21 protein-coding genes are annotated in these 19,349 nt (G+C 49.9%); 15 read left to right on the forward strand and 6 right to left on the reverse strand.

From position 1 onward, the window contains the following. Positions 1-10 precede the first annotated feature (10 nt). Positions 11-1,189 carry a divergent polysaccharide deacetylase family protein gene (locus ACZ5PT_RS13310; protein ID WP_464263517.1) on the forward strand — a complete coding sequence of 393 codons (1,179 nt, stop codon included), beginning with the start codon at positions 11-13 and terminating at the stop codon, positions 1,187-1,189. Here the strand turns inward: ACZ5PT_RS13310 and ACZ5PT_RS13315 are convergent. After that, positions 1,183-2,607, reverse strand: a complete 1,425-nt coding sequence (locus ACZ5PT_RS13315; protein WP_464263518.1) for a ParA family protein — start codon at positions 2,605-2,607, stop codon at positions 1,183-1,185. The two genes, ACZ5PT_RS13310 and ACZ5PT_RS13315, sit on opposite strands and share 7 nt — an antisense overlap. A 137-nt stretch (positions 2,608-2,744) precedes the next feature. On the opposite strand from ACZ5PT_RS13315, the gene xseA reads away from it, so the two are divergent. The 4 genes from xseA to dxs all read left to right on the forward strand — a co-directional run bounded on the left by xseA (position 2,745) and on the right by dxs (position 7,131). Beyond that, positions 2,745-3,953, forward strand: coding sequence for an exodeoxyribonuclease VII large subunit (gene xseA, locus ACZ5PT_RS13320; protein WP_464263519.1), 1,209 nt, complete (start codon positions 2,745-2,747; stop codon positions 3,951-3,953). A 78-nt stretch (positions 3,954-4,031) separates the two neighbouring features. Continuing rightward, positions 4,032-4,259, forward strand: a complete 228-nt coding sequence (gene xseB / locus ACZ5PT_RS13325) for an exodeoxyribonuclease VII small subunit (RefSeq protein WP_464263520.1) — start codon at positions 4,032-4,034, stop codon at positions 4,257-4,259. After that, the gene (locus ACZ5PT_RS13330) at positions 4,252-5,154 is read left to right on the forward strand and encodes a polyprenyl synthetase family protein (protein WP_464263521.1); all 903 of its coding nucleotides are present in this window, start codon (positions 4,252-4,254) and stop codon (positions 5,152-5,154) included. Before xseB ends, ACZ5PT_RS13330 begins: the two co-directional genes overlap by 8 nt. 75 nt (positions 5,155-5,229) lie before the next feature. Continuing rightward, positions 5,230-7,131 carry a 1-deoxy-D-xylulose-5-phosphate synthase gene (gene dxs, locus ACZ5PT_RS13335; RefSeq protein ID WP_464263522.1) on the forward strand — a complete coding sequence of 634 codons (1,902 nt, stop codon included), beginning with the start codon at positions 5,230-5,232 and terminating at the stop codon, positions 7,129-7,131. A 74-nt stretch (positions 7,132-7,205) separates the two neighbouring features. Here the strand turns inward: dxs and ACZ5PT_RS13340 are convergent, their stop codons facing one another. Continuing rightward, the gene (locus ACZ5PT_RS13340) at positions 7,206-7,832 is read right to left on the reverse strand and encodes a hypothetical protein (RefSeq protein WP_464263523.1); all 627 of its coding nucleotides are present in this window, start codon (positions 7,830-7,832) and stop codon (positions 7,206-7,208) included. A 212-nt stretch (positions 7,833-8,044) separates the two neighbouring features. Here ACZ5PT_RS13340 and ACZ5PT_RS13345 point away from each other — a divergent pair, with 212 nt between their 5' ends. From ACZ5PT_RS13345 to ACZ5PT_RS13365, 5 genes are all read left to right on the forward strand, one after another. After that, the gene (locus ACZ5PT_RS13345) at positions 8,045-8,440 is read left to right on the forward strand and encodes a hypothetical protein (RefSeq protein ID WP_464263524.1); all 396 of its coding nucleotides are present in this window, start codon (positions 8,045-8,047) and stop codon (positions 8,438-8,440) included. Positions 8,441-8,590: 150 nt separating this feature from the next. Further along, positions 8,591-9,685 (forward strand): AAA family ATPase, encoded by a 1,095-nt coding sequence (locus ACZ5PT_RS13350; protein WP_464263525.1) that lies wholly within the window; start codon positions 8,591-8,593, stop codon positions 9,683-9,685. A 16-nt stretch (positions 9,686-9,701) separates the two neighbouring features. After that, the gene (locus ACZ5PT_RS13355) at positions 9,702-9,923 is read left to right on the forward strand and encodes a GSU3473 family protein (RefSeq protein WP_464263526.1); all 222 of its coding nucleotides are present in this window, start codon (positions 9,702-9,704) and stop codon (positions 9,921-9,923) included. Positions 9,924-10,053: 130 nt separating this feature from the next. Beyond that, on the forward strand, positions 10,054-10,239 hold the full coding sequence (locus ACZ5PT_RS13360; RefSeq protein WP_464263527.1) for a GSU3473 family protein: 186 nt from the start codon (positions 10,054-10,056) through the stop codon (positions 10,237-10,239). Positions 10,240-10,424: 185 nt separating this feature from the next. Then, a complete protein-coding gene (locus ACZ5PT_RS13365) occupies positions 10,425-10,628 on the forward strand; it encodes a GSU3473 family protein (protein WP_464263528.1) in 204 nt (67 codons plus the stop codon). A 59-nt stretch (positions 10,629-10,687) separates the two neighbouring features. On the opposite strand, the gene ACZ5PT_RS13370 is transcribed toward ACZ5PT_RS13365, so the two are convergent. Then, a complete protein-coding gene (locus ACZ5PT_RS13370) occupies positions 10,688-11,530 on the reverse strand; it encodes a DUF3014 domain-containing protein (protein ID WP_464263529.1) in 843 nt (280 codons plus the stop codon). Between the two features lie 222 nt (positions 11,531-11,752). Between ACZ5PT_RS13370 and ACZ5PT_RS13375 the strand changes: the two genes are divergently transcribed. Beyond that, the gene (locus ACZ5PT_RS13375) at positions 11,753-12,652 is read left to right on the forward strand and encodes a class I SAM-dependent methyltransferase (RefSeq protein WP_464263530.1); all 900 of its coding nucleotides are present in this window, start codon (positions 11,753-11,755) and stop codon (positions 12,650-12,652) included. A 28-nt stretch (positions 12,653-12,680) separates the two neighbouring features. Here the strand turns inward: ACZ5PT_RS13375 and ACZ5PT_RS13380 are convergent, their stop codons facing one another. The 3 genes from ACZ5PT_RS13380 to ccsA are packed head-to-tail and all read right to left on the reverse strand — an operon-like array spanning position 12,681 to position 15,573. Continuing rightward, positions 12,681-13,673 carry a response regulator gene (locus ACZ5PT_RS13380; RefSeq protein ID WP_464263531.1) on the reverse strand — a complete coding sequence of 331 codons (993 nt, stop codon included), beginning with the start codon at positions 13,671-13,673 and terminating at the stop codon, positions 12,681-12,683. Positions 13,674-13,725: 52 nt separating this feature from the next. Beyond that, positions 13,726-14,772: a cytochrome c biogenesis ResB family protein gene (locus tag ACZ5PT_RS13385; protein ID WP_464263532.1), complete on the reverse strand. Its 1,047-nt coding sequence runs from the start codon at positions 14,770-14,772 to the stop codon at positions 13,726-13,728. A gap of 6 nt (positions 14,773-14,778) precedes the next feature. Continuing rightward, positions 14,779-15,573 (reverse strand): cytochrome c biogenesis protein CcsA, encoded by a 795-nt coding sequence (gene ccsA / locus ACZ5PT_RS13390; protein WP_464263533.1) that lies wholly within the window; start codon positions 15,571-15,573, stop codon positions 14,779-14,781. Between the two features lie 165 nt (positions 15,574-15,738). Here ccsA and ACZ5PT_RS13395 point away from each other — a divergent pair, with 165 nt between their 5' ends. From ACZ5PT_RS13395 to bioC, 4 genes are read left to right on the forward strand one after another with little or no spacing between them, the layout of a single operon-like run. Beyond that, complete coding sequence (locus tag ACZ5PT_RS13395) at positions 15,739-16,518, forward strand: 6-carboxyhexanoate--CoA ligase (RefSeq protein WP_464263534.1); 780 nt, start codon at positions 15,739-15,741, stop codon at positions 16,516-16,518. Then, positions 16,515-17,696 carry an 8-amino-7-oxononanoate synthase gene (gene bioF, locus ACZ5PT_RS13400; protein WP_464263535.1) on the forward strand — a complete coding sequence of 394 codons (1,182 nt, stop codon included), beginning with the start codon at positions 16,515-16,517 and terminating at the stop codon, positions 17,694-17,696. Before ACZ5PT_RS13395 ends, bioF begins: the two co-directional genes overlap by 4 nt. After that, entirely contained in the window at positions 17,665-18,510 is an 846-nt protein-coding gene (locus tag ACZ5PT_RS13405; protein ID WP_464263536.1) for an alpha/beta fold hydrolase, read from the forward strand. Before bioF ends, ACZ5PT_RS13405 begins: the two co-directional genes overlap by 32 nt. Beyond that, complete coding sequence (bioC, locus tag ACZ5PT_RS13410) at positions 18,489-19,304, forward strand: malonyl-ACP O-methyltransferase BioC (RefSeq protein WP_464263538.1); 816 nt, start codon at positions 18,489-18,491, stop codon at positions 19,302-19,304. The genes ACZ5PT_RS13405 and bioC overlap by 22 nt, the downstream gene beginning before the upstream one ends. Positions 19,305-19,349: the final 45 nt, after the last annotated feature.

A 19,349-nucleotide genomic window follows, 5' to 3' on the forward strand; every position in this document is an offset into this window, starting at 1 on the left:
TGTAATATAGATGATCAAAAGAAAAAAACGTCCCAATGCCAAGCTGCCTAAAGCAGCAAAAAAAACGTCTGCACTGCAAGGACAAAAAGTTCGGGTTTTACTTGCCTCTTTGTTTCTTCTCTCCTTCGTTGGTCTGTGTTTGGTGCTGTTGGTGAGTTTGCGCTCCAGCATTGTTCCGAAATATCCCCAAGTGGTTACTCCGACTGAAGTGCATAAACCTGAGACGCAGCCGATTTATGGCTATCCACAGGTTTATGCTCTGGTTGACGCGGAATTGCTCAGTGGCCCGCAATCGCAGGGCTGGCAAAAGTTGCCGGTCGAGGGCAATCGGCAGCGGTTGAAAATGTTTGGCGATTTTCCTGATCGGAGTCGATTACTCGATCTATCGGCAAAGATCGGTCTGACTGGCGCGCCTGCTCAACTCGACCTGTTGCCTCGTAAGGGCTTAGTGCGCCTTTATTGGCAAAACGAACTGCGTCTTGAACTTCGCTATCGTGTGCCGATTGAGATCACCAGCAGTCGTCCGCAAATCGCCATTGTGATGGATGATATGGGGCGCTCACTCTCCACCGTCCGCAGTTTGCTTGAGTTAAGTCTTATGGTGACACCGGCGATCCTGCCGGAAAGCCACAAGGCGACGGAGGCGGCGCTTTTGTTGCAGGATGCCGGTCGCGAATATATGATTCACATCCCCATGCAACCGAACAATTATCCCCGGGTTAATCCAGGTCCCAACGCTCTGCTGCTTGATCAGACCGAAATGCAGACGCGCCAACTTGTACGACACTATATGGATAAAGTTCCCGGAGCCTCTGGTGGGAATAACCACATGGGCTCAAGCTACACGCAGGATCGTGCGGCTATGAATGTTGTCCTGGACGAACTGCAGCAGGGCGGACACTTCTTTATCGACAGTAAGACGATCGCCAGTTCAGTTGCTTTTGACGAGGCACGGCGGATGGGAATGTTGACCGCAACCCGGCAGATCTTTCTCGACAACACTGAAGACGTCGCTTATATCCGCAAGCAAATTCGCAAAATGGTACGCATGTCGAACGAGCGGGGAGAGGTGGTTGCCATCTGCCACCCTTATCCTGAAACATTGCAAGCGTTACGTGAAGAACTTCCTTGGTTACGGCAACAGCAAATCGAGTTTGTTCCGGCTTCGGCGCTGGCTAAAGCTTATTGATCCGTTTCCAACTCTGGCATTGATAGATGGTTTTCTGCGGCCAATTCAACTTGAACCCGACTGAAAATGGTTTGCCATTGCAGATAGTTTTGATGCTCGATAATCTTTAGCGGATTATTGCTGGTTCGATGCGCCAGCAGCAGCTGGGCACCGTCAGGGTTGCTTGCGCTGGAGGCTTTACGGAATAACTGCAATAATTTCGATTTTTGCTGCCGGTTGAAAATTCCCCGCTCCTTTATTTGTAAGCTGCGACCGGAGAGCTTTTCGCCGTGTTGATCCAAACGATAGAAATCTATCCGCGACTGATCGTCCGCCAAGGGGGTCCTCTGCAGCAGAATATAGGAACGTTCAGCCGTTTCAACCAGTAGCTCACGCAGGGAATTCATCAAGCCATTATTCAGCTGTTCGCCGTAGCAATCTTGCAAGACCAGGTCGAGAAAACAGCTGTCTTCGATATAGCCTGCCAGTTGGCCATCGTCACTTTCCAAATAATAGGCCCCAGGCCAGACTTGATCTTCAGGCAAAGCCTCATCACAACACAGGCAACTCTTATGCAACTGCGCAAAGCGCTTGCGGCGTTCCCGTTCGAGGCGAGTTTCCCGGTCGTAAATCTCGCTGGCAACCTCATTCATCCGGGTCGGGCCGGATTGCAGGTACTCCAGGTAAACCTGACGGGCCAGGTGCATGAACTGTAGGTGAACATCGGTGTTGCGGCCATGGGTGATGATTGGGTAGATTTTGCCCGCGGGGTTGGTGCTGAGCGATTCCACCTTTGGACTTTTGGCAATAAATCCTTCGAAGCAACGATAGCCACGATTGATGGCGTAGGCTTTGAGTAATTGGTAGGAATTGCGAAAAGGGCCGTCAAAGTGAATACGTGTGTCGATCAGGCAGGGGAGCAGCCGCAGGGTCGATTTGGGCCGTCCTTGTTTGCTCAGGAACGTAGCCAGATTCTGGCAGTTTTCCAGTGAGGCGGCATCCTTGATCGGCACGATCACCCGGTCAGCGGCAGAAATTGCACTGCGTGTATAGGTGTCGAGTATGGGGCTGGTGTCGATGATGACCAATCCGCCGAGCTGGCTGCGACTGAGAATCTCACCCAGTTGATCGAACCCTTGCAGGTGTCTTTGCAGTTCAAAAAGTTCTCGGCAGGAGGGAATGTATTGGACGCCGTATTGGCCTGCAACGGTCAGCTCTTCAGGTGTTGTGTCGGTAAAAATGTGCCCGATGTGTGTTTTTGACTGCTGCTTGCCGAGCTGAAACATTTGGTCAATGGTGAAGTGATTGTCGAAACTGAAAAGGGTAACGGGCAAGTCTTCAGCCAGCCCTTTAAGGTAGACTGCCAGGTTGGTTGCCAGGGTGGTTTTGCCGACCCCTCCTTTTTCACTGGCGATAGTAATCACATAGGGTTTGGCCATCGATATCCTCATAGGCAGTTGATTGAATCAATTTAACCAACTTATAGGTCAACTGAAGGTCACTGTCAATCTTCGGCTAACAGGGCTATAATACGCAGCAGTTATTGGGTCGAAAGCTGGAAGGACTTTATTGTTTGATGGATACACAACGGGTTATTTCTGTTTCTGCGCTGGTGAATCTGCTACAGGATTTGGTTGAGGAGAACTTTGTCGAGGTCCTTGTACAGGGTGAGCTCGTCAGTATTTCGCGGCCGGCTTCCGGGCACTACTATTTTACCTTAAAGGATGCGAAATCTCAGTTGCGCTGCGCCATGTTCCGCAGTCACGCACGAGCTTTGCGTTTTCAGCCGGAGCAAGGGCTTGAAGTCATCTGCCGCTGTCGGGTTTCAATCTATCCGCAGCGTGGCGATCTGCAGTTAATTGTCGAAGGGATGGAGCCGGTCGGGGTTGGCAGCCAGCAGTTGGCACTGGAGCAATTAAAAGAGAAACTAGCAAAAGAAGGTTTGTTTGACGCACAGCGTAAACTGCCGTTACCTGAGTTCCCGACCACGATCGGGGTGGTGACTTCGGCAACCGGCGCGGTAATCCACGATATTTTGACTGTTTTACGGCGCCGCTCAACCGGGATCAAGGTATTGCTCTGCCCGGTTCGTGTCCAGGGCGAAGGGGCGGCCGCAGAAATCAGCACTGCGATATCCGATCTGAATCGCGAAGGCAGTTCCGAGGTGTTGATCGTAGGGCGTGGCGGCGGTTCGCGTGAGGATCTGTGGGCCTTTAACGAAGAGGCGGTTGCGCGGGCGATTGCCGCATCAGCTATCCCGATTATTTCGGCCGTTGGGCATGAGGTCGATATCTCCATTGCTGATCTGGTTGCTGATCTGCGTGCGCCGACGCCGAGTGCTGCTGCAGAACTGGTGGTTAAAAATCGACTCGATCTGGAGTGTCATCTTGATCAGCTACTCCTGCGTTTAGGTCAGCAGATGCGTTCGCGGCTAGAGTTGTTGCAAAACCGTTTGCAGGGACTGGAAAAAAGGCTTAAAGCCCCGCTTGAGCAGCTCCGCTTTGAACGTATTCAATTTCGCCAACTGTCATCGAGGTTAGAACAGGCGATGGCCGGGATCCTTGGTGAGCACCAAAAACGCCTCGCTATTCTTGCCGGTCAATTGGATGCCTTATCCCCGCTGGCGGTTTTGAATCGTGGCTATGCCATCGTTCGAAATGTCAAGTCTGGGCGTGTGCTAATAGATTCGCAACAGGTTGTGCCGGGTGATCTCTTGACCGTGCATCTGGCGAAAGGGGAGCTGACGGCGGTTGTCACCGGTCCTGGGGGAAATGAGAGCAAATAAGTCCCGGAAAGGACTTGACGTAAGTCTGTCCCGGTGGTGATAATCTACCTTTTGACATTAATGAACAGGCAAGCAGTTATGGCAGTGAAAAAAGGTTTTGAGACGGCGATAAAAAAACTCGAAGATGCAGTTTCCAAGTTGGAGAGCGGTGAGTTATCTCTCGATCAATCTTTGAAAGTGTTTTCAGTTGGAGTCGAACAGGCAGACATCTGTCGCGCGTCATTGCAGCATGTTGAACTGCAGGTTGAGCAATTACTAAAACAAGCTGATGGCAGTTTGACCACCGAGGATTTTATTGATGAGTAGTGATTGGCCTCTTGAGACCTATCTGCAGGAACGGATTCAGCTGGTCGAAGCTGCGCTTGATCTCTATCTGCCCGGTGCCGATACGCTGCCGGCAAAATTACATGACGCGATGCGCTATTCCGTTTTTGCCGGTGGAAAACGGATTCGACCGATCCTGATGATGGCAGCCTGCGAAGCCGTCGGCGGTACCCCCCAACAGGTGTTGCCCGCAGCTTGCGCGTTTGAAATGATCCACAGTTATTCACTGATACATGATGATCTGCCGGCCATGGACGATGACGATTTTCGTCGTGGTAAGCCGACCAATCACAAGGTGTACGGTGAGGCACGGGCGATTTTGGCTGGTGACGGTCTCTTGACGGAGGCATTTATTCTGTTGTCCAACCCGGAGATTGCCCCAGAAGTGTCAGCCGAGTCCCGCTGTCAAGTAATGCACTTGCTGGCGCGCAGTGCCGGGTCTCGTGGTATGGTCGGTGGCCAGGTGGTCGATATGGAATCCGAGGGGAAGGAGATTGACCTGCCGACCCTCGAATATATTCACACGCATAAAACCGGCGCCCTGATTCTGGCTTCGATCGAAGCAGGCGCAATTTTAGGTGGTGCAGATCTCAGCCAACGGCGGGCACTTTGTCGTTATGGGGAGGCTGCGGGTTTGGCCTTTCAGGTTGCCGATGATGTCCTCGATATTGTCGCCGACCAGCAGCAGTTGGGGAAAGATGTCGGTAGCGATCAACAGCGTGGCAAAGCGACCTATCCAGCGCTGCTTGGTCTTGATGGCGCTCGCGCAAGGGCGCGTGAATTACGTGATCTGGCTTTTTCTTCACTGGAAATTTTCGGCGAGACGGCACGTCCGTTGCGCGAGATTGCCAGTTATATTGTCGATCGATCATTTTAAGAGAGATTGTTGTCGGAAGGATCTGTGCCGGGCAGCACAGCTGACAGCAGACGTAGCTTTAGGATGAGGAACATTATGGGCACTATTCTTTCACATTTGAAGTCTCCTGCCGATTTAAAGCAGCTTTCTAAGGGGGAACTGACTCAACTCGCCGGTGAATTGCGTGAGCAGATTATTGCGACGGTATCGGAAAATGGCGGTCACCTAGGTAGCTCGCTGGGGGTTGTCGAGCTGAGTATTGCATTGCATCGGGTTTTCGAATCCCCCAAAGACAAGATTGTCTGGGATGTCGGCCATCAGGCTTATGCGCATAAACTTCTGACCGGCCGCCTGGAGCAGTTTGATACCTTGCGACAACTAAACGGAATTAGCGGTTTTCCTAAGCGCAATGAAAGCGAACACGATGCCTTTGATGTCGGTCATTCGAGTACGTCGATTTCTGCTGCGCTGGGCATGGCCGCAGGTACTGGTATCTGTGGCAACGATGATAAGGTGATCGCTGTTATCGGCGATGGTTCCCTAACTGCCGGAATGGCTTTCGAGGGGCTTAATCATGCCGGGCATCTGAAGCAGAAGATGGTCGTTATCCTCAATGACAACGAGATGTCGATTTCGCCAAATGTTGGTGCTCTTTCCTCATTTTTAAGTCGTAAACTGTCTTCCGATGCATTTATTCGTTTTAAAAAGGAAACGGAAAATATTCTCAGTTTCGTGCCGGGATTCGGCAAGGATCTGGTCAACCTGGCTAAGCGGACCGAAGAATCGCTGAAAGGTTTTCTGACCCCGGGGATGCTTTTTGAAGGATTCGGTTTCGATTATTTTGGCCCCATTGATGGGCATAATTTAGACGAACTGATGGAGACTCTGGAAAATGTCTCCAATATCAAGGGGCCTGTCCTGCTTCATGTAGCAACCAAAAAGGGGAAAGGGTTCGAACCGGCTGAGCTTAATCCGCCCAAGTATCACGGCGTCGGTCCATTTAATCCGGTGACGGGTGAAGTCAAAGGGGGCAAGCCTGGCGGGGCAGCCTCTTACACTAAGGTTTTTGGCGATACCCTGGTCGAACTGGCTGAGGACGATGAGCGGATCGTGGCAATAACCGCGGCAATGGCGGAAGGCACTGGACTAAACCGTTTTGCTGAGGCGTTCCCCGAGCGTTTTTTTGATGTCGGGATTGCCGAACAGCACGCGGTCACTTTTGCCGCTGGCCTCGCTTGTCGCGGTTTGCACCCTGTTGTTACCATCTATTCGACTTTCATGCAGCGTGCTTACGATCAGATCCTGCATGATGTCTGTCTGCAAAACCTTCCGGTGACTTTTGCCTTGGACCGTGGCGGTCTGGTTGGTGCTGATGGGCCGACTCACCACGGTGTTTTCGATCTTTCCTTTATGCGCCATATTCCGAACTTAACCTTTGCCCTGCCGCGCAACGAAGTTGAAATGCGCCGTATTATGAAGACCGCTTCTCTGGCGGAGGGTCCTTTTGCGTATCGCTACCCGCGTGGCAACGGCGTAGGTTTGCCATTAGAGGGAACGATTGAGACCATAGAAATAGGCAAGGGGGAATTGCTCCGTAGTGGTGACGATGCCTTGATTATTGCTGTCGGCGTGATGGTCGGTGAGGCCTTGGAAGCGGCTAAAATTCTTTCGCAACAGGGGGTTGAGATCGCCGTTATCGATGCCCGTTTTGTCAAGCCGCTTGATCGAGAGTTGATTCTTGCCGAAGCGCAGAATGTGCCGCTTGTCATTACCGCGGAGGAGAATGCTCTGCAGGGTGGGTTCGGAACCGCAGTTCTAGAGTTGTTGAATGACGCAGGGCTTTCAATCCCGGTGGTCCGCATCGGTATTCCTGATAAATTTGTCGAACAGGGGACACAAGCGGAGTTACGTGCCCAATTGGGTATCGATGCCGATGGTATTGTCGCGAGTATTGAAAAATCATTGCGCACCGAGTCGGTTCAAATTTTCGCCGGTTAATTCATCCCTCTCCCTCAGCTGAAATCATGTCAAAGGCTACCTTTAGCGAGGTAGCCTTTGTGTTTTCTTCTGGGTTATTTTGAGTCTATACGAATGCTTTCGAAGATCTTTTCTATCTTTTGTCTGTCGTTTGAATCCTTTAGGTAATCGGTCGCGTAGAAGAAGAACCAGTGAGGGGCCGAAAAACCGATGATGCCGGAAAAGTGTTTATTTTTGTCGTGCTGTAAAAAGTCAGCATCATAGCGGTAGGCGTACCATGCGCCGTTTATAGTGGTCTCATTACTTGTGTCCTGCAGTTGGCTGACGCCTTCTTCCTGCTCGAGTGATTGACCGGCATACTTAGCCGAGAGCTTGATGCTTTTTTTGCTGGGCGGTCTTTCTCCTTGGCGTAAATGACTCATGTCGAGGGTTATGAATGCCGTACTTTCAGGGTTATAGAGGAGTACTTCATTGGCCTTAAGTCTCTTTATGGCCGCTGCCATCAGTTGCGCTTGCGTTGGCGAATATCCTTTTTCCGCCGCTTCATGGCCAATATGCTCAGCCATTTCTGCCACCAGGGCTTGTGGTGGCTCTGTGGTTAATTGCCAACCATCCGGTAGCTCGAAAATAAGACTGCTCGTTTCAGTTATTTGAACCGTTTCAGCTAATGCCAACGTCGGAAACAGGGCGATAATTATGATACTGCAGATGAGTTTTTTCATCGGTAGCTCCATTGTCTTGTTTTTCATTTTTGATTACTTAAAAGGTTACTTGTTGGCTGGGTATTGTCAATTTAAGTCAATAGTCATCATTTGTGTGTTACTCCACTGGCGAGAAAAATGAGAAAAGATTAAAATGGCAGTCTTATCGACATTTTTTTGTTAAAATTCACTTCTGTTTGGTTTTAGTCTTGTTGCCGAAGTGGAGACGTTGTATGGCAAAAAAAAATCTATGGGGGAATATGCCGGACATCTCCAGCATCCGAACTCCGCATGAAATTGTTCTTGAGCAGGGTCAGTATCTTGTTGAAATGACGGAGGGTTTACTTGATTACCTTGTCGAGAGGCGGCAAAAAAATACCTTGTTTAGTTATGAGTTTTTTTTAACGGTTCCCTGTATTGATTACAAACAGCCATTACTCAGAATTACGCACGATATCAAATTGTTTCCCGCCATCCTTGTCAGTGATCAAAGTGGTGAAGAGTATACAGCGAATAACCAGGATGAATTTGAGGATGATTTGGGTGCGATCCTCTCTGCAGAGGAAACTCGACGGCTTATCGGTGGCTTACTCGCCCAGGCGAGACTGGAAAGCACATTGCATGATTAACCGGTTGGTAAATTAAATAGCTAGCGAGGGACGTTCTTTTTACCGGAACGTCCCTTTTTTACGCTTTAATGCTCTATTCATTGTTATTCTTTACATGTTAACTTGACCTGAATTGTTGTAATGTCTGGAAAAAATTAGTCAGGAGACTTTATGGCCCGTAAGATATTTATCGCAGCAACGGGAATGAATAGTGGAAAAACGACCACAAGTTTATCTCTCATGCATATGGCGCGAAAAAAGTATGATCGTGTCGGTTTTGTCAAACCTATCGGTCCGAAACCCGTCGAGTTTAACGGTCTGATTGCCGATAAAGATGCCATTTTGATCGCGCAAATGTTCGGGCAGGTTGACGATTTGCCGTTGATGTCACCATTTGTCCTTCGGCAGGGGGACACTCGGCGAATTATGGATGGTGAGTTGTCGCGCGAAAAAATTGTTCAGCAGATGCTCGATGCCATCGCTGAACTTGATGCTAAAAATGATTTTCTGATTATTGAAGGTGCTGGCCATACAGGAGTCGGTTCGGTCATCGGTTGTAACAATGCGCGTATCGCCAGGGAGACTAATTCTCCCGTTGTCATGGTGACAGGGGGGGGCTTGGGTAACGTGGTCGATGCCGCGATGATGAACTTTGCTCTTTTTCAAAAGGAAAAAGCGGACGTCAAGGCAATCCTGGTTAATAAAATTATTGCCGAGAAAAGGGAGCAGACTCTTAAGTATCTCGAAAGAGCCTTCGAGCCTGAAGGGATTCAGGTTGTCGGCGGATTTAATTATCAGCCAATTTTGGCGAATCCGACTTTGCGGAGAATTGCCAGTGTCCTCGGGGTGAAGTTGCATGCGACAGAAGTAGAAGCGCAACGGATTGTACATAATGTCCAGATCGGCGCTGCCTCGGCGCAGCGTGTTGCCGAATTGCTTCAGGAATCATCGCTGGTGATTGTTAATAGTAGCCGAGATGAGCTATTGATGACGATTGCCAATCTTTATCAGCTCGAGGAATATCATAAGAAAATTGCCGGTATCATCATTCCTGGGGTTGGTCAGATCAGTCATATTACCCAGCGGATTCTTGAAAAAAGTGGCATTCCATATATGCGTGCGATGCGGACCTCTTCGACGGTTTTTGAAATTATCAATGATGACGTTTCAAAATTAACCGTTGAGGATACGCATAAACTGAAAATGATTACTGAACTCGCGGAAAAACGTTTCAATTTTAACGCAATTGATGCACTGCTCGATTGAATCGGAGGTTCTCCTGATGTTGATACGTGTGAGATACAAAGATGGCAGGATCGATCTGGTTCCGTCGCGGAAGCTTGATGAATTAATTGTTATGAGTGAAATTGAACAGTTTGAACGAGCAACGGGCTGGGTGACCTTGGGCAGAGATCCGATCAGAAGCTCTTTGCGGGGTGATTATCGTGGGCAGGATCGTCGTTCATCCATTCTGTTTGATCTTGAAAGTGGAAAAAGGAAATAGTTAGGTCTGCAGCAGTAAGTTCTGTTACTATCCGCATCACATTGGTGTTGAAGTTGACTTGCCGTGTTCTGCCGTGTTCTGCCGTGTTCTGCCGTGTTCTGCCGGTTTGCTGATGTTGAAAGGGTGCTTGATGTTGATACGTGTTCGTCACAGTACTGGGAAGGTTGAGCAGGTGCCACCCCGGAAACTGCAAAAATTAATAGAAAAACGAAAAATTGTACAATTTATGCGTTCCTCTGGTTGGGTCACTGTTGGTTTTGATTCGATTCGAGAAACCGTACCTGATAATTATTTGGGTGTAGAAAGAAGAAGTTAGCGTTTGGTTCAAACATAAAAAAACCGGCATTAGCCGGTTTTTTTTGTGCCTGATTCTACCGAGAAGAAAATCTCATTATTAGCTAAACTCAATTAAGTGTCCGATCTGGCGTTGTTTTTTTTCGCTATGGCTTTGCGGGAAAGGTGATTGATGTTAGTATGACCTTTAGATAAAGGAGGTCAGCGATGAAAGAAGTTCCAGTAGTTTATCAAGATGGCATGATGGACATGGTCGAACCTAAGGTATTGCAGAACCTCATTGAAGGCGATGGAATCGTCAAGTTTCAGCGGTCTGATGGCTGGGTTTATCCAGGGATTGATCCTGTCCGTCGATTCGCTCATCGTACCTATCAAGGCCCGGAACGGCGGATTATGCACGCAATTTATTAGTATGGTGGTTGATTCTCAATAAATAAAAATGCCCATCCAAAGACTGGATGGGCATTTTTTTATGGTTGCAGGTTCGTTAGCTTTTCGCGATAGCTTTTTAGTATTCTTAACAACTTCCCGCGATGATTGGGACCGACACGCAGCAGAGTTTTTTGCCCGGATGAGAGTTTTTCAAGTAGCGGATCAGCATAAATATAAAGCACAGCCGGTTGCGACAGCAATATTGGTTCGGTTGGACTTGGTGTTTCCAGGAGATGATCAATGACATTAATGAGGCGATCATTGAAATAGGCGTTACGATAACCCAATTGCTCAAAGGCGGTTTGAAATAACGGGTAGAAATGAATGTATATTTTTATAACCAAATCTTGATCCAGATTTTCTATCAGCTGTACATGCTCATTGTAACGAGCTTGGTTTTGGCTACTCGTCTGGGGAGCTTCTGTTGTGCCTGCGACAATATAGCGCCCTTTAATGGGCGCTAGTGGCAGATGGGCTCTTGGTACGCGTTTTTCCGGAAGATTATCGATGGTAACGACAAAGCGTTGAATAAAGTTCTCGATGAAAACTAAGTTGCTGAGCGATTTTTTTATATTAAGATTGCTCATAGCCTGCTGTATGCTTTTATCACTTTGTTGTACCGTTGGTAGTTGTTTGGGGAGCACCGGAGAGGCCTTAGCCGTTTCTTGACGCTCTTCTTGTACCATTGGCAAAATTTGATCTTTAATCTGTACCGGAACCGGGTAGTGAACAATCGTTTGTTTGTCTGGTTTGGGTGGTGTTTTTTGAATCTGCGGGCTGACCGTATTCTCCTGAAGTGGTTTTTTTTGCATAAATATTGTCAGCGCAAGCCCTGAGATGACAATAACCAGTGCCACAATCAGTAAGTTGATTTTTTTCATCCGAATCCTCCGAGTTATTAATCTGTCTATTATGACTTGCTTTTCTCATCTTTTCTACCACATATTGTTGGCAATTTTGCTCGCAACGGTTGGTGATACTATATCGAGGCGCGCGTATCAGTTTCTACTGCTGCGTAAAAGCGGCAATTCTTTTTATTTAATCGTGCCGGCGACGGAGTATTTTCGCCGGGCCTTGACACCATACGGACTTTTTTGAAGACAATGCAGATCATCGCGCAGGAACTACAACACCATCTTCCCAATAATGAAGAATCAAGACGGTTGTTTCACGGACGTGGACACTGCTTTCCGGGATATGAAGATCTACTTATCGACTGGTTTAAGCCGATCGTGTTGATCAGTTTATACGCGCCGCGCGATGACGAGTGGTTGCAGGACCTCGTCACACTGTTGCAAGCGGAAGTGTTTGGTGTGACCGCCATTATGTTGCAAGAGAGATTTATTGCTAACGGTCCGGTGCGGGTTCTTTGGGGCGAAACTGAGGCGGCGGTGGATGCTCAGGAGGCGGGACTGCGTTATCGGCTCCGCTTAGGCGAAGCGCAGAATATTGGCTTTTTCCCCGATATGGCTCAGGGCAGGGCGCTGGTCAAACAGCTTTCGTCGGGAAAACGGGTCCTCAATCTTTTTGCCTATACCTGCAGCTTTTCCGTGTCCGCTCTTGCTGGTGGTGCCGACCAGGTTGTGAATCTGGATATGAATCGAGGAGCCCTGGAACAGGGGAAATTAAATCATCAGCTCAATAAGCTCGACTTGCGCAGTGTCAGTTTCTTGCCCTTGGAGTTTTTTCGTAGTGTCACGCGCTTGCGGAGGTTGGGGCCGTTTGATCTGATTATCTGTGACCCTCCGGCTTATCAGGGGAAAAGTTTCACGGCAGAGCGCGATTGGCCAAAAATGTTGCGAAAGATCCCTGCTTTACTTGCTCCCGGCGGAGAGCTGATCGCTTGTCTTAATGGGCCACGCTTGCCACCTGAGTTTTTACAGCAACAGGTTGCTGAAGTTCTTCCGGAGATGGAGCTTTTGCAGAAGCAGCAACCAGGAGAGGATTTTCCCGAGTCAGAGGCCAGTCGTGGCGTCTGGATTTTTCATTACCGAAAAAACTAGCGCTGTCCCGACGAATTTCTATTTCACGTTAGTAGGTTGCGCGGGTGATAGATTTTTCTGCTGCGTTATTCTGCCTGCGCAGGAGGTGGATCTGGCCAACTTTTCCCAGCAGCAACTGTGAGTGAGTTGCGAGTTGGCTCAGATAGAGCAAATCGTGTTCGGCAAAGGGGTTGTTAGGTGGGTGGCCGCTTAATAACATAATGCCGGCGGTGCGATTATTGAGTTGCAGCGGTACGGAAATCAGACCCGGAAGCAGCAGTAAATCAGCCTCTTCCGGAAGGCATAGTTCAGCCAATCCTTGAGGTAAGTGGGTCGGAACCAATATCGGTTTGTTGCGTTTGGCAATGACCTGAATCAGTCCGTTGGGAATTTTTCTGGCATAGCGGGAACACATTTCCGGTGATATTTTTTGCGTCAGTTTCAGCGCCAATGAGTCGCTGTCGCGATTGAATAGAGCAATTAAACCGTTTTTGGCATGAAGCTCGGACGTGGCAGCCTCGAGCATGATGCTGAAAATATCTTCAACTTGGTCGGACTTGGCCATCCGACGAATATTTTCGGTTAACGATTTCAGTCGATGCAAGGCTTGGCTAAGGGATCGATTTTTGACTTCCAGTTCCTGCAGCAGGCTTTCTCGCTCGTTTCTTTGTTGAATGTGATCCAGGGCGCGACAAAGGGTATTAAACAGGATTTCACTGCTGTCGATGGGGCGCAGAATGAAGTCGTAGGCCCCATGTCGGAGCGCCTGAAGCAAGGTGAATGAAGAAGCGTTATGGGTTAGCAGGATGACTTCCACTAGTGGCTGGATGCCTTTGGCTTCTTTGAGTAAGTAGAGACCACTTTTGCGCGGCAGGTCGGTTTCGGTCAGAATGACCAGGAAGTCCATCTTTGCCAGTAATTCTAGGGCCTCCTCACAAGACGACGCCTGAACGACCGCCATTCCTTGCTCATCAAGCAAGGTAACGAGATGTTCGCGACGATCTGTAATGTGGTCGACGACCAGAATCGATTCATTGTTCATCTATTAGCCTCTTGTAATTGATAGGTATAGAGCTTAGCGAGATGTCTGTCAATTAGATTTCTGGTCGATCCTGTTGTCTGCGTTTACGATAAAAGGAGAACAGCGCCAATAACACACCGACGGTCATCAGGCCGCTGCCTGCGGCAGCTAATGCCGCACCTGGATCGTAATTAACCGTCAGCGAACTGTAGTTAGCGTAGATCGGTGAAAGAAGTCTGATCTGTACCCCCTGAGCGGTCAGCTCTCTGGGGAGACGTTCCCCTGCCACGTACCAACCCTGCCATTTCTTGCCATTTACCGAAAGATAGCGCAGTTCAAACGCTGGGTTGCCAAGTCGACCACTGCGATAAATGATTTCTCCGCTGGATTTTCGTCGCGCATCAGGGAGGAATCGAAGGACCTCAAGTAGACTGCGATCAGTCAGGACAATTCGTTGGCCGGTTTCCAGTTCGACTGGAGGTAGCCCCGGAAGCAAAGCGCGGAAGCCGACCGGTTTTTGTCCAAAGGAGACAGGGGTAATGACGATCCCCCCATGCAGTAAGGGTCGGTTAATCTGAACCTTGCCGTGGACCAGAAGTTGATCACCGCGCAAGAGTGAAACTTCACTGATCATGTCGCGTGGAGGGCCGTTTGGGGATAGCAGCGGCTTGAAATTATCGACGCGAAGAAAATGTCCAGGCCAATTCGGCAGCGGGGTGACTGTGCCAACGCGAAACTGCATGCCATTATGTCGCCAACCGGCACTACTGCCCCACAGGTAAGCAATCAGGACGAGAACAACCCCGAGGTGCAACAGGTATTCGCCGATTTTTTTCCAACGCGAACGGATCTGCCAAAGCCAGTCGCAAAAGCAACATAAAGTATTAACTCCGAGCAGCGCCATCAGGATTGCTGCCAGATAGAACCACCAGGTTTTATCGAGGTTTGCGGCGGCAATCTGCGGCATCCAATCACCGATCGCCATGCGATCCATCGGTCCGAAAATGCGGTTGTTATAGGGGATCAGCAGCGATCCGCCCATCAGCAGCAGGGTGACTGCCGAGGCCAAATAGATGGCCAGTTTTAAGGAGCAGCAGAGATTCCAGGTCTTTTTCAGCATCAGCGATTACTCCAGTGGATGATTGCTTTCCAGCAACAGGCCGATGCCGAGATAAGTAAAGAGGACAACGCCGAACCCGGCGATCGATAACAGAGCGTAACCGGTTCCCTGCCAGCGGCGGATGAATTTGGCGTGACACATGCCGGCATAAAACAGCCAAACAAGAAAAGACCAGACTCCCTTGATATTCCACGAGAAATAATAGCCCCAGGCCCAGTAGGCCCAAATCCCACCAACCACCATACAGAGGGTGAAAAGCGAGAAGCCGAGAAAAATCGACTCTTCGTTTAGTTTTCTCAATGTACTTAAGGGTGGCAGCTGTTGATTCGGCAGATAGCGTTGAACCAAGTAAAGTACACCAAGCGAAAATGCCATGGCAAAAAAGGCATAGCCGAGAAATGAAAAGACGATGTGCAGGCTGAAAAATGGGGTGTCGAGACTCGGCACAAGCGTTGGTAGTGAGGCATCGCGGTTAAGGGCAACAAACAGTAGGCTTAGGTTGAGAAACATGACAAATAGACCGCTGGCGGCAATTTTATAACGGATTTCAAAATACAGATAGCAGGCCGCCAGTGACCAGCTGAAGAAAAACAGCGTGGAAAAAAGGTTGGTTACGGGCAGAAACCCGGCCAACTGCCAGCGCCAGATAAGGCAAGCGCTTTGTAGCAGAAAACCGATAAAAATGCATGTTTGAGAGGTTATTTGCAGCCAACGATGTTTTCGTACCACCAGCAACAGATATCCGCATACGGCTAGACAGTAAGCAAAGGTGGCAAATTGTAACAGGTGTAGATTGGTCACTGGGATCTCGCTTCTTCGATGTGGTTGATGAGAGATAGAAAAACTAGCATGCTGGAGAAAAAAAGGGAACTGCCGTCCTGTCAACCGGTGCTCTTGTGTTGGTTGACAATCCTCGGTTGAAGTGATAATTTCGCCGACATGTCAAACCCTCTTAACAGTCTAAGAATGCGTGCTGAGCGCGAAGAAAAACATATTTCCGGGGCTGAGCGGCTGATCGGTTTTGATGAGTTGGAGCGCGCCGCGATTGAAATGTTGCAGCGTGCGCTGTTGCATCCGCGTGGGCAGGCGCAACGAATCTGTTTTCATATCGATACGGTCGATCAGGCTGAGCTGCAATCAGGCCGTCTTCCTGATCTGCATAATAATCAAGTGCAGAGTTGGCAGCAAGGGCGTGTTTTGGCAGCGGAGATGCTGGTTTCTTCCGCTGTTGAACGCCGTGCTGTAGAGAGTGCTATCGATATCCTTGCTAATGGCGCAGCACCCGGCGGTCACAGTATGCGCGGTGCAATGTTGATCGACGCTGATAGTGGCGCTCGTTTAGAAAAAGATCCGACACGCGGGGTCAGGGTCAGTCGGATGGATTTGTCGGTTGATGCGCGAAGACAATTGCGTGATATCTTGGCTCTACACGGACTGGATAATCCCCATGTGATTGAAGCCTTGACGTTGGCGGCCAAGGTTGTCAGCTGCCCGGCTGTCGTTGCAGAACTGTGCTGGTCTGATGACCCCGATTACCAGGCAGGCTACGTCGCTTCGCAAGAAAATGGCTATCAGCGCATCAGTTTGTTAAAACCGGCCGGTGATGAACGGGGTGGTCGCGCATTTTTTGTTCGTTGTGGTCAAGGCCGCCTCGGGACTTTGGTTAAATGGCTGGAGCGGCAACCGTTTATCATCGAGCGTATTGGCCGCGTTCATACGCCGCGCCACTGGAAGGAAGAGGGATGAGGCAACTGCAAAGCTATCTGACTGAGCTTGCCGGGCAGGGGATGTTGCGAACCCTGCGCGAGGTCGAATCGGCCCAGGGTCCGCGGGTGAAAATTGCTGGTCAGGACTATTTGCTACTCTGTTCCAATAATTACCTTGGTTTGGCGAATCATCCCGCGTTGATAGAAGCGTCCTGTAAAGCAACGACCGATTTCGGTACCGGCTCGGGAGCCAGCCGCCTGATCTCCGGCAGCATGTCATTACATCATCAATTGGAAGAACGGATTGCCGAGTTTAAGGGAACCGAAGCCGCCCTCGTTTTTAACACCGGCTATGCGGCTAATAACGGCATTATCCAGGGCCTGCTCGGCCCGGAAGACACGGTCTTTTCCGATAGCCTCAATCATGCCTCGATTATTGATGGCTGCCGTCTTTCGGGCGCCCGCATCGAGATCTATCCACATAAAGACATGGCGGCGCTGGAAGAGTTATTGCGGCAGCAAAAGGCGGAGCGCTGCGGTCGCTGGTTGCTCGTCACTGATGGCGTTTTCAGCATGGATGGCGATATCGCACCGCTGGCTGAATTGGTCGCCTTGAAGCAACGTTATGACGCTTGGCTGATGGTTGATGATGCGCACGGAGGCGGCGTTTTGGGTAAATCTGGACGTGGCACGGCAGAGCACTGCAATTGCCTTGAGCAGATCGATTTGCAGATGGGGACCTTCGGTAAGGCGTTTGGTAGCTTCGGCGCTTATCTGGCTGCTCGTCGCGAGGTGATCGACACGCTGGTCAATCGCTCGCGCAGTTTTATCTTTTCTACCAGCCTTCCCCCTGGGGTGCTAGCCGCCAATATGGCCGCTATTAATCTGGTCGACAGCGCAGAAGGGGCACGGCGGCGCGCGCAATTGGAAGCAACTCGGCAGCTTTTTCATCAACTGTTGAGTGAGGTTGGATTCGATCTTTGCGGCAGTGCCACGCAAATTGTTCCGGTTATGATTGGCGGCCCCGAGCCGACAATGCGGGCTGCTGCAGAGCTGTTTAGTCGCGGTGTTTTCCTCAGCGGCATTCGTCCCCCGACCGTAGCTCCCGGGACCTGTCGTCTGCGTGCGACCTTGATGGCAGATCATAGCTTGGTTGAAGTGCGACAGGCCGCGCAACAGATGATTGATGTCGTTCGCCAGGAACTTAGCCGTGATTGACGTGCCGCAGGTTCAGTTCTGTACGTTGCCGAACGGCCAGCAACTTTCTTGGCGCGAATGGGGGGCGGGAGAGCCGTTTATTCTGCTGCATGGCTGGTCAATGAGCTCGGCTGTTTTCAGCGAAGTGGCACCTGTTCTAGCGAAAAAATATCGCGTGCTTTGTCCCGATCTTCCCGGTCACGGCCAGTCGGATTCTGTGGCAGACTGCCAGTTGGGTGTCTTGGCAATGGCAATAGAGCAGTGGGCGCAGCAACTTGGAGTTGCGAATCCTTCGTTATTAGGCTGGTCTCTCGGTGGTCAGGTAGCGCTGCAGATTGCGGCGAATAAACTGTTGTCCGTCAAAAAGTTGTTGCTCATTTCGACTACACCCCGTTTCTGCCAGTCTGATGATTGGCAATATGGTTTGCCGGCCACGCAGATTAAGTCGTTAACCCGGAATCTCGAGCGAGCCTACGCAAAAACTATGGGCGACTTTTTTAACCTTCAGTTTGTTGGCGAAGACCTAGCTAAAGAACGTTATCGCCAGATACTTGCCTTTGCTGTCCGTCGTGAACAACTGCCTAAGCCGGAGCAGGCGCAAAAAACCTTAGCTGTTTTGGGGAGTGCTGACTTACGAAATTTATTGCTCGATGTGCAGCAGCCTGTCCTGGTTATGCATGGTGGACTCGATCAAATTATTCCTTTTGCCGCCGGTGAGTTTTTGGTGCATCAACTGCCGAAGGCCCGTCTTTATCGTCTGCCGTCAGCCGGCCATGCGCCTTTTTTTAGTTGTCCTGAGGAGACGGTCGACCAATGGTTGAAGTTTCTACAGTGATAGGTGAAAGAATTGATAAGCGGCAAGTTCGCCAACATTTCTCCTGTCATGCCCAGGAATATGATCGTTACGCTCTGGTGCAGCAACAGGTGGCAACACGTTTGATCGAGTATCTGTCGTCGCACTATCGGCAGCCAGAACATCTGTCATTGGAGGTTGGCTGTGGAACTGGACTGCTCAGTCGCCAACTGCTGCAACGCTATCCGGAAATGAAATTGGTTTTGTCGGATATCGCGCATGGCATGAGTCATCATGTGCAACAGACCCTTTCCCCTGCGCCGGTATGTGATGCGGATGCCGCGGCACTCCCTTTTGTCGACAGCAGTTTTGACTTGGTCCTCTCCAGTTCTGTTTATCAGTGGTTGAATGATTTGCCCAATGCTTTTTCCGAGGTAGCAAGGGTACTGAATCCGGATGGTTTGTTGGCGCTGGCACTTTTTGGCGAAAAAACGCTGCATGAATTGCGGACTTCACATCAATCGGTGTTAGTCGACAAACAGTCGCATAGTCAAAGTTTCCCGTCTTTGGAGACGGTTTCAGCTGCGCTGGGGGATCGATTTGAGATTGTGACCCTGCGTTCGGAGTTTGAAGTAGAGTGGCACGCAAATGTGCCAGCCTTGATGCGTAGCCTGAAAAAAATCGGTGCGCAGAATGCCAGTCAACAGCGTCCGCAGGGATTAGCTTCGCGACAGGTTATGCAAAAGATGATTTTGTATTACAATGACTGTTATGGAAGTGAGCAAGGGGTCCCGGCAACATACGAGGTCATCTATCTTCTGGCTCGTTTACTGTAGCCGGCAATTGACTATTGATTCTTTTCTCGCTCGGGCTATACTAGA

This window comes from Desulfuromusa ferrireducens (assembly GCF_055389805.1).

Bases quoted from the DNA above. Each gene is read 5' to 3' on its own strand.
- ACZ5PT_RS13395 (WP_464263534.1), top strand. From the start codon at position 15,739: ATGCGTGCTGAGCGCGAAGAAAAACATATTTCCGGGGCTGAGCGGCTG.
- ACZ5PT_RS13365 (WP_464263528.1), top strand. From the start codon at position 10,425: ATGAAAGAAGTTCCAGTAGTTTATCAAGATGGCATGATGGACATGGTC.
- ACZ5PT_RS13405 (WP_464263536.1), top strand. From the start codon at position 17,665: ATGTCGTTCGCCAGGAACTTAGCCGTGATTGACGTGCCGCAGGTTCAG.
- ACZ5PT_RS13345 (WP_464263524.1), top strand. From the start codon at position 8,045: ATGGCAAAAAAAAATCTATGGGGGAATATGCCGGACATCTCCAGCATC.
- bioC (WP_464263538.1), top strand. From the start codon at position 18,489: ATGGTTGAAGTTTCTACAGTGATAGGTGAAAGAATTGATAAGCGGCAA.
- ACZ5PT_RS13370 (WP_464263529.1), bottom strand. From the start codon at position 11,530: ATGAAAAAAATCAACTTACTGATTGTGGCACTGGTTATTGTCATCTCA.
- dxs (WP_464263522.1), top strand. From the start codon at position 5,230: ATGGGCACTATTCTTTCACATTTGAAGTCTCCTGCCGATTTAAAGCAG.
- ACZ5PT_RS13310 (WP_464263517.1), top strand. From the start codon at position 11: ATGATCAAAAGAAAAAAACGTCCCAATGCCAAGCTGCCTAAAGCAGCA.
- ACZ5PT_RS13330 (WP_464263521.1), top strand. From the start codon at position 4,252: ATGAGTAGTGATTGGCCTCTTGAGACCTATCTGCAGGAACGGATTCAG.
- xseB (WP_464263520.1), top strand. From the start codon at position 4,032: ATGGCAGTGAAAAAAGGTTTTGAGACGGCGATAAAAAAACTCGAAGAT.
- ACZ5PT_RS13360 (WP_464263527.1), top strand. From the start codon at position 10,054: ATGTTGATACGTGTTCGTCACAGTACTGGGAAGGTTGAGCAGGTGCCA.
- ACZ5PT_RS13355 (WP_464263526.1), top strand. From the start codon at position 9,702: ATGTTGATACGTGTGAGATACAAAGATGGCAGGATCGATCTGGTTCCG.
- ACZ5PT_RS13375 (WP_464263530.1), top strand. From the start codon at position 11,753: ATGCAGATCATCGCGCAGGAACTACAACACCATCTTCCCAATAATGAA.
- ACZ5PT_RS13380 (WP_464263531.1), bottom strand. From the start codon at position 13,673: ATGAACAATGAATCGATTCTGGTCGTCGACCACATTACAGATCGTCGC.
- ACZ5PT_RS13350 (WP_464263525.1), top strand. From the start codon at position 8,591: ATGGCCCGTAAGATATTTATCGCAGCAACGGGAATGAATAGTGGAAAA.
- bioF (WP_464263535.1), top strand. From the start codon at position 16,515: ATGAGGCAACTGCAAAGCTATCTGACTGAGCTTGCCGGGCAGGGGATG.
- ACZ5PT_RS13315 (WP_464263518.1), bottom strand. From the start codon at position 2,607: ATGGCCAAACCCTATGTGATTACTATCGCCAGTGAAAAAGGAGGGGTC.
- ACZ5PT_RS13340 (WP_464263523.1), bottom strand. From the start codon at position 7,832: ATGAAAAAACTCATCTGCAGTATCATAATTATCGCCCTGTTTCCGACG.
- ACZ5PT_RS13385 (WP_464263532.1), bottom strand. From the start codon at position 14,772: ATGCTGAAAAAGACCTGGAATCTCTGCTGCTCCTTAAAACTGGCCATC.
- xseA (WP_464263519.1), top strand. From the start codon at position 2,745: ATGGATACACAACGGGTTATTTCTGTTTCTGCGCTGGTGAATCTGCTA.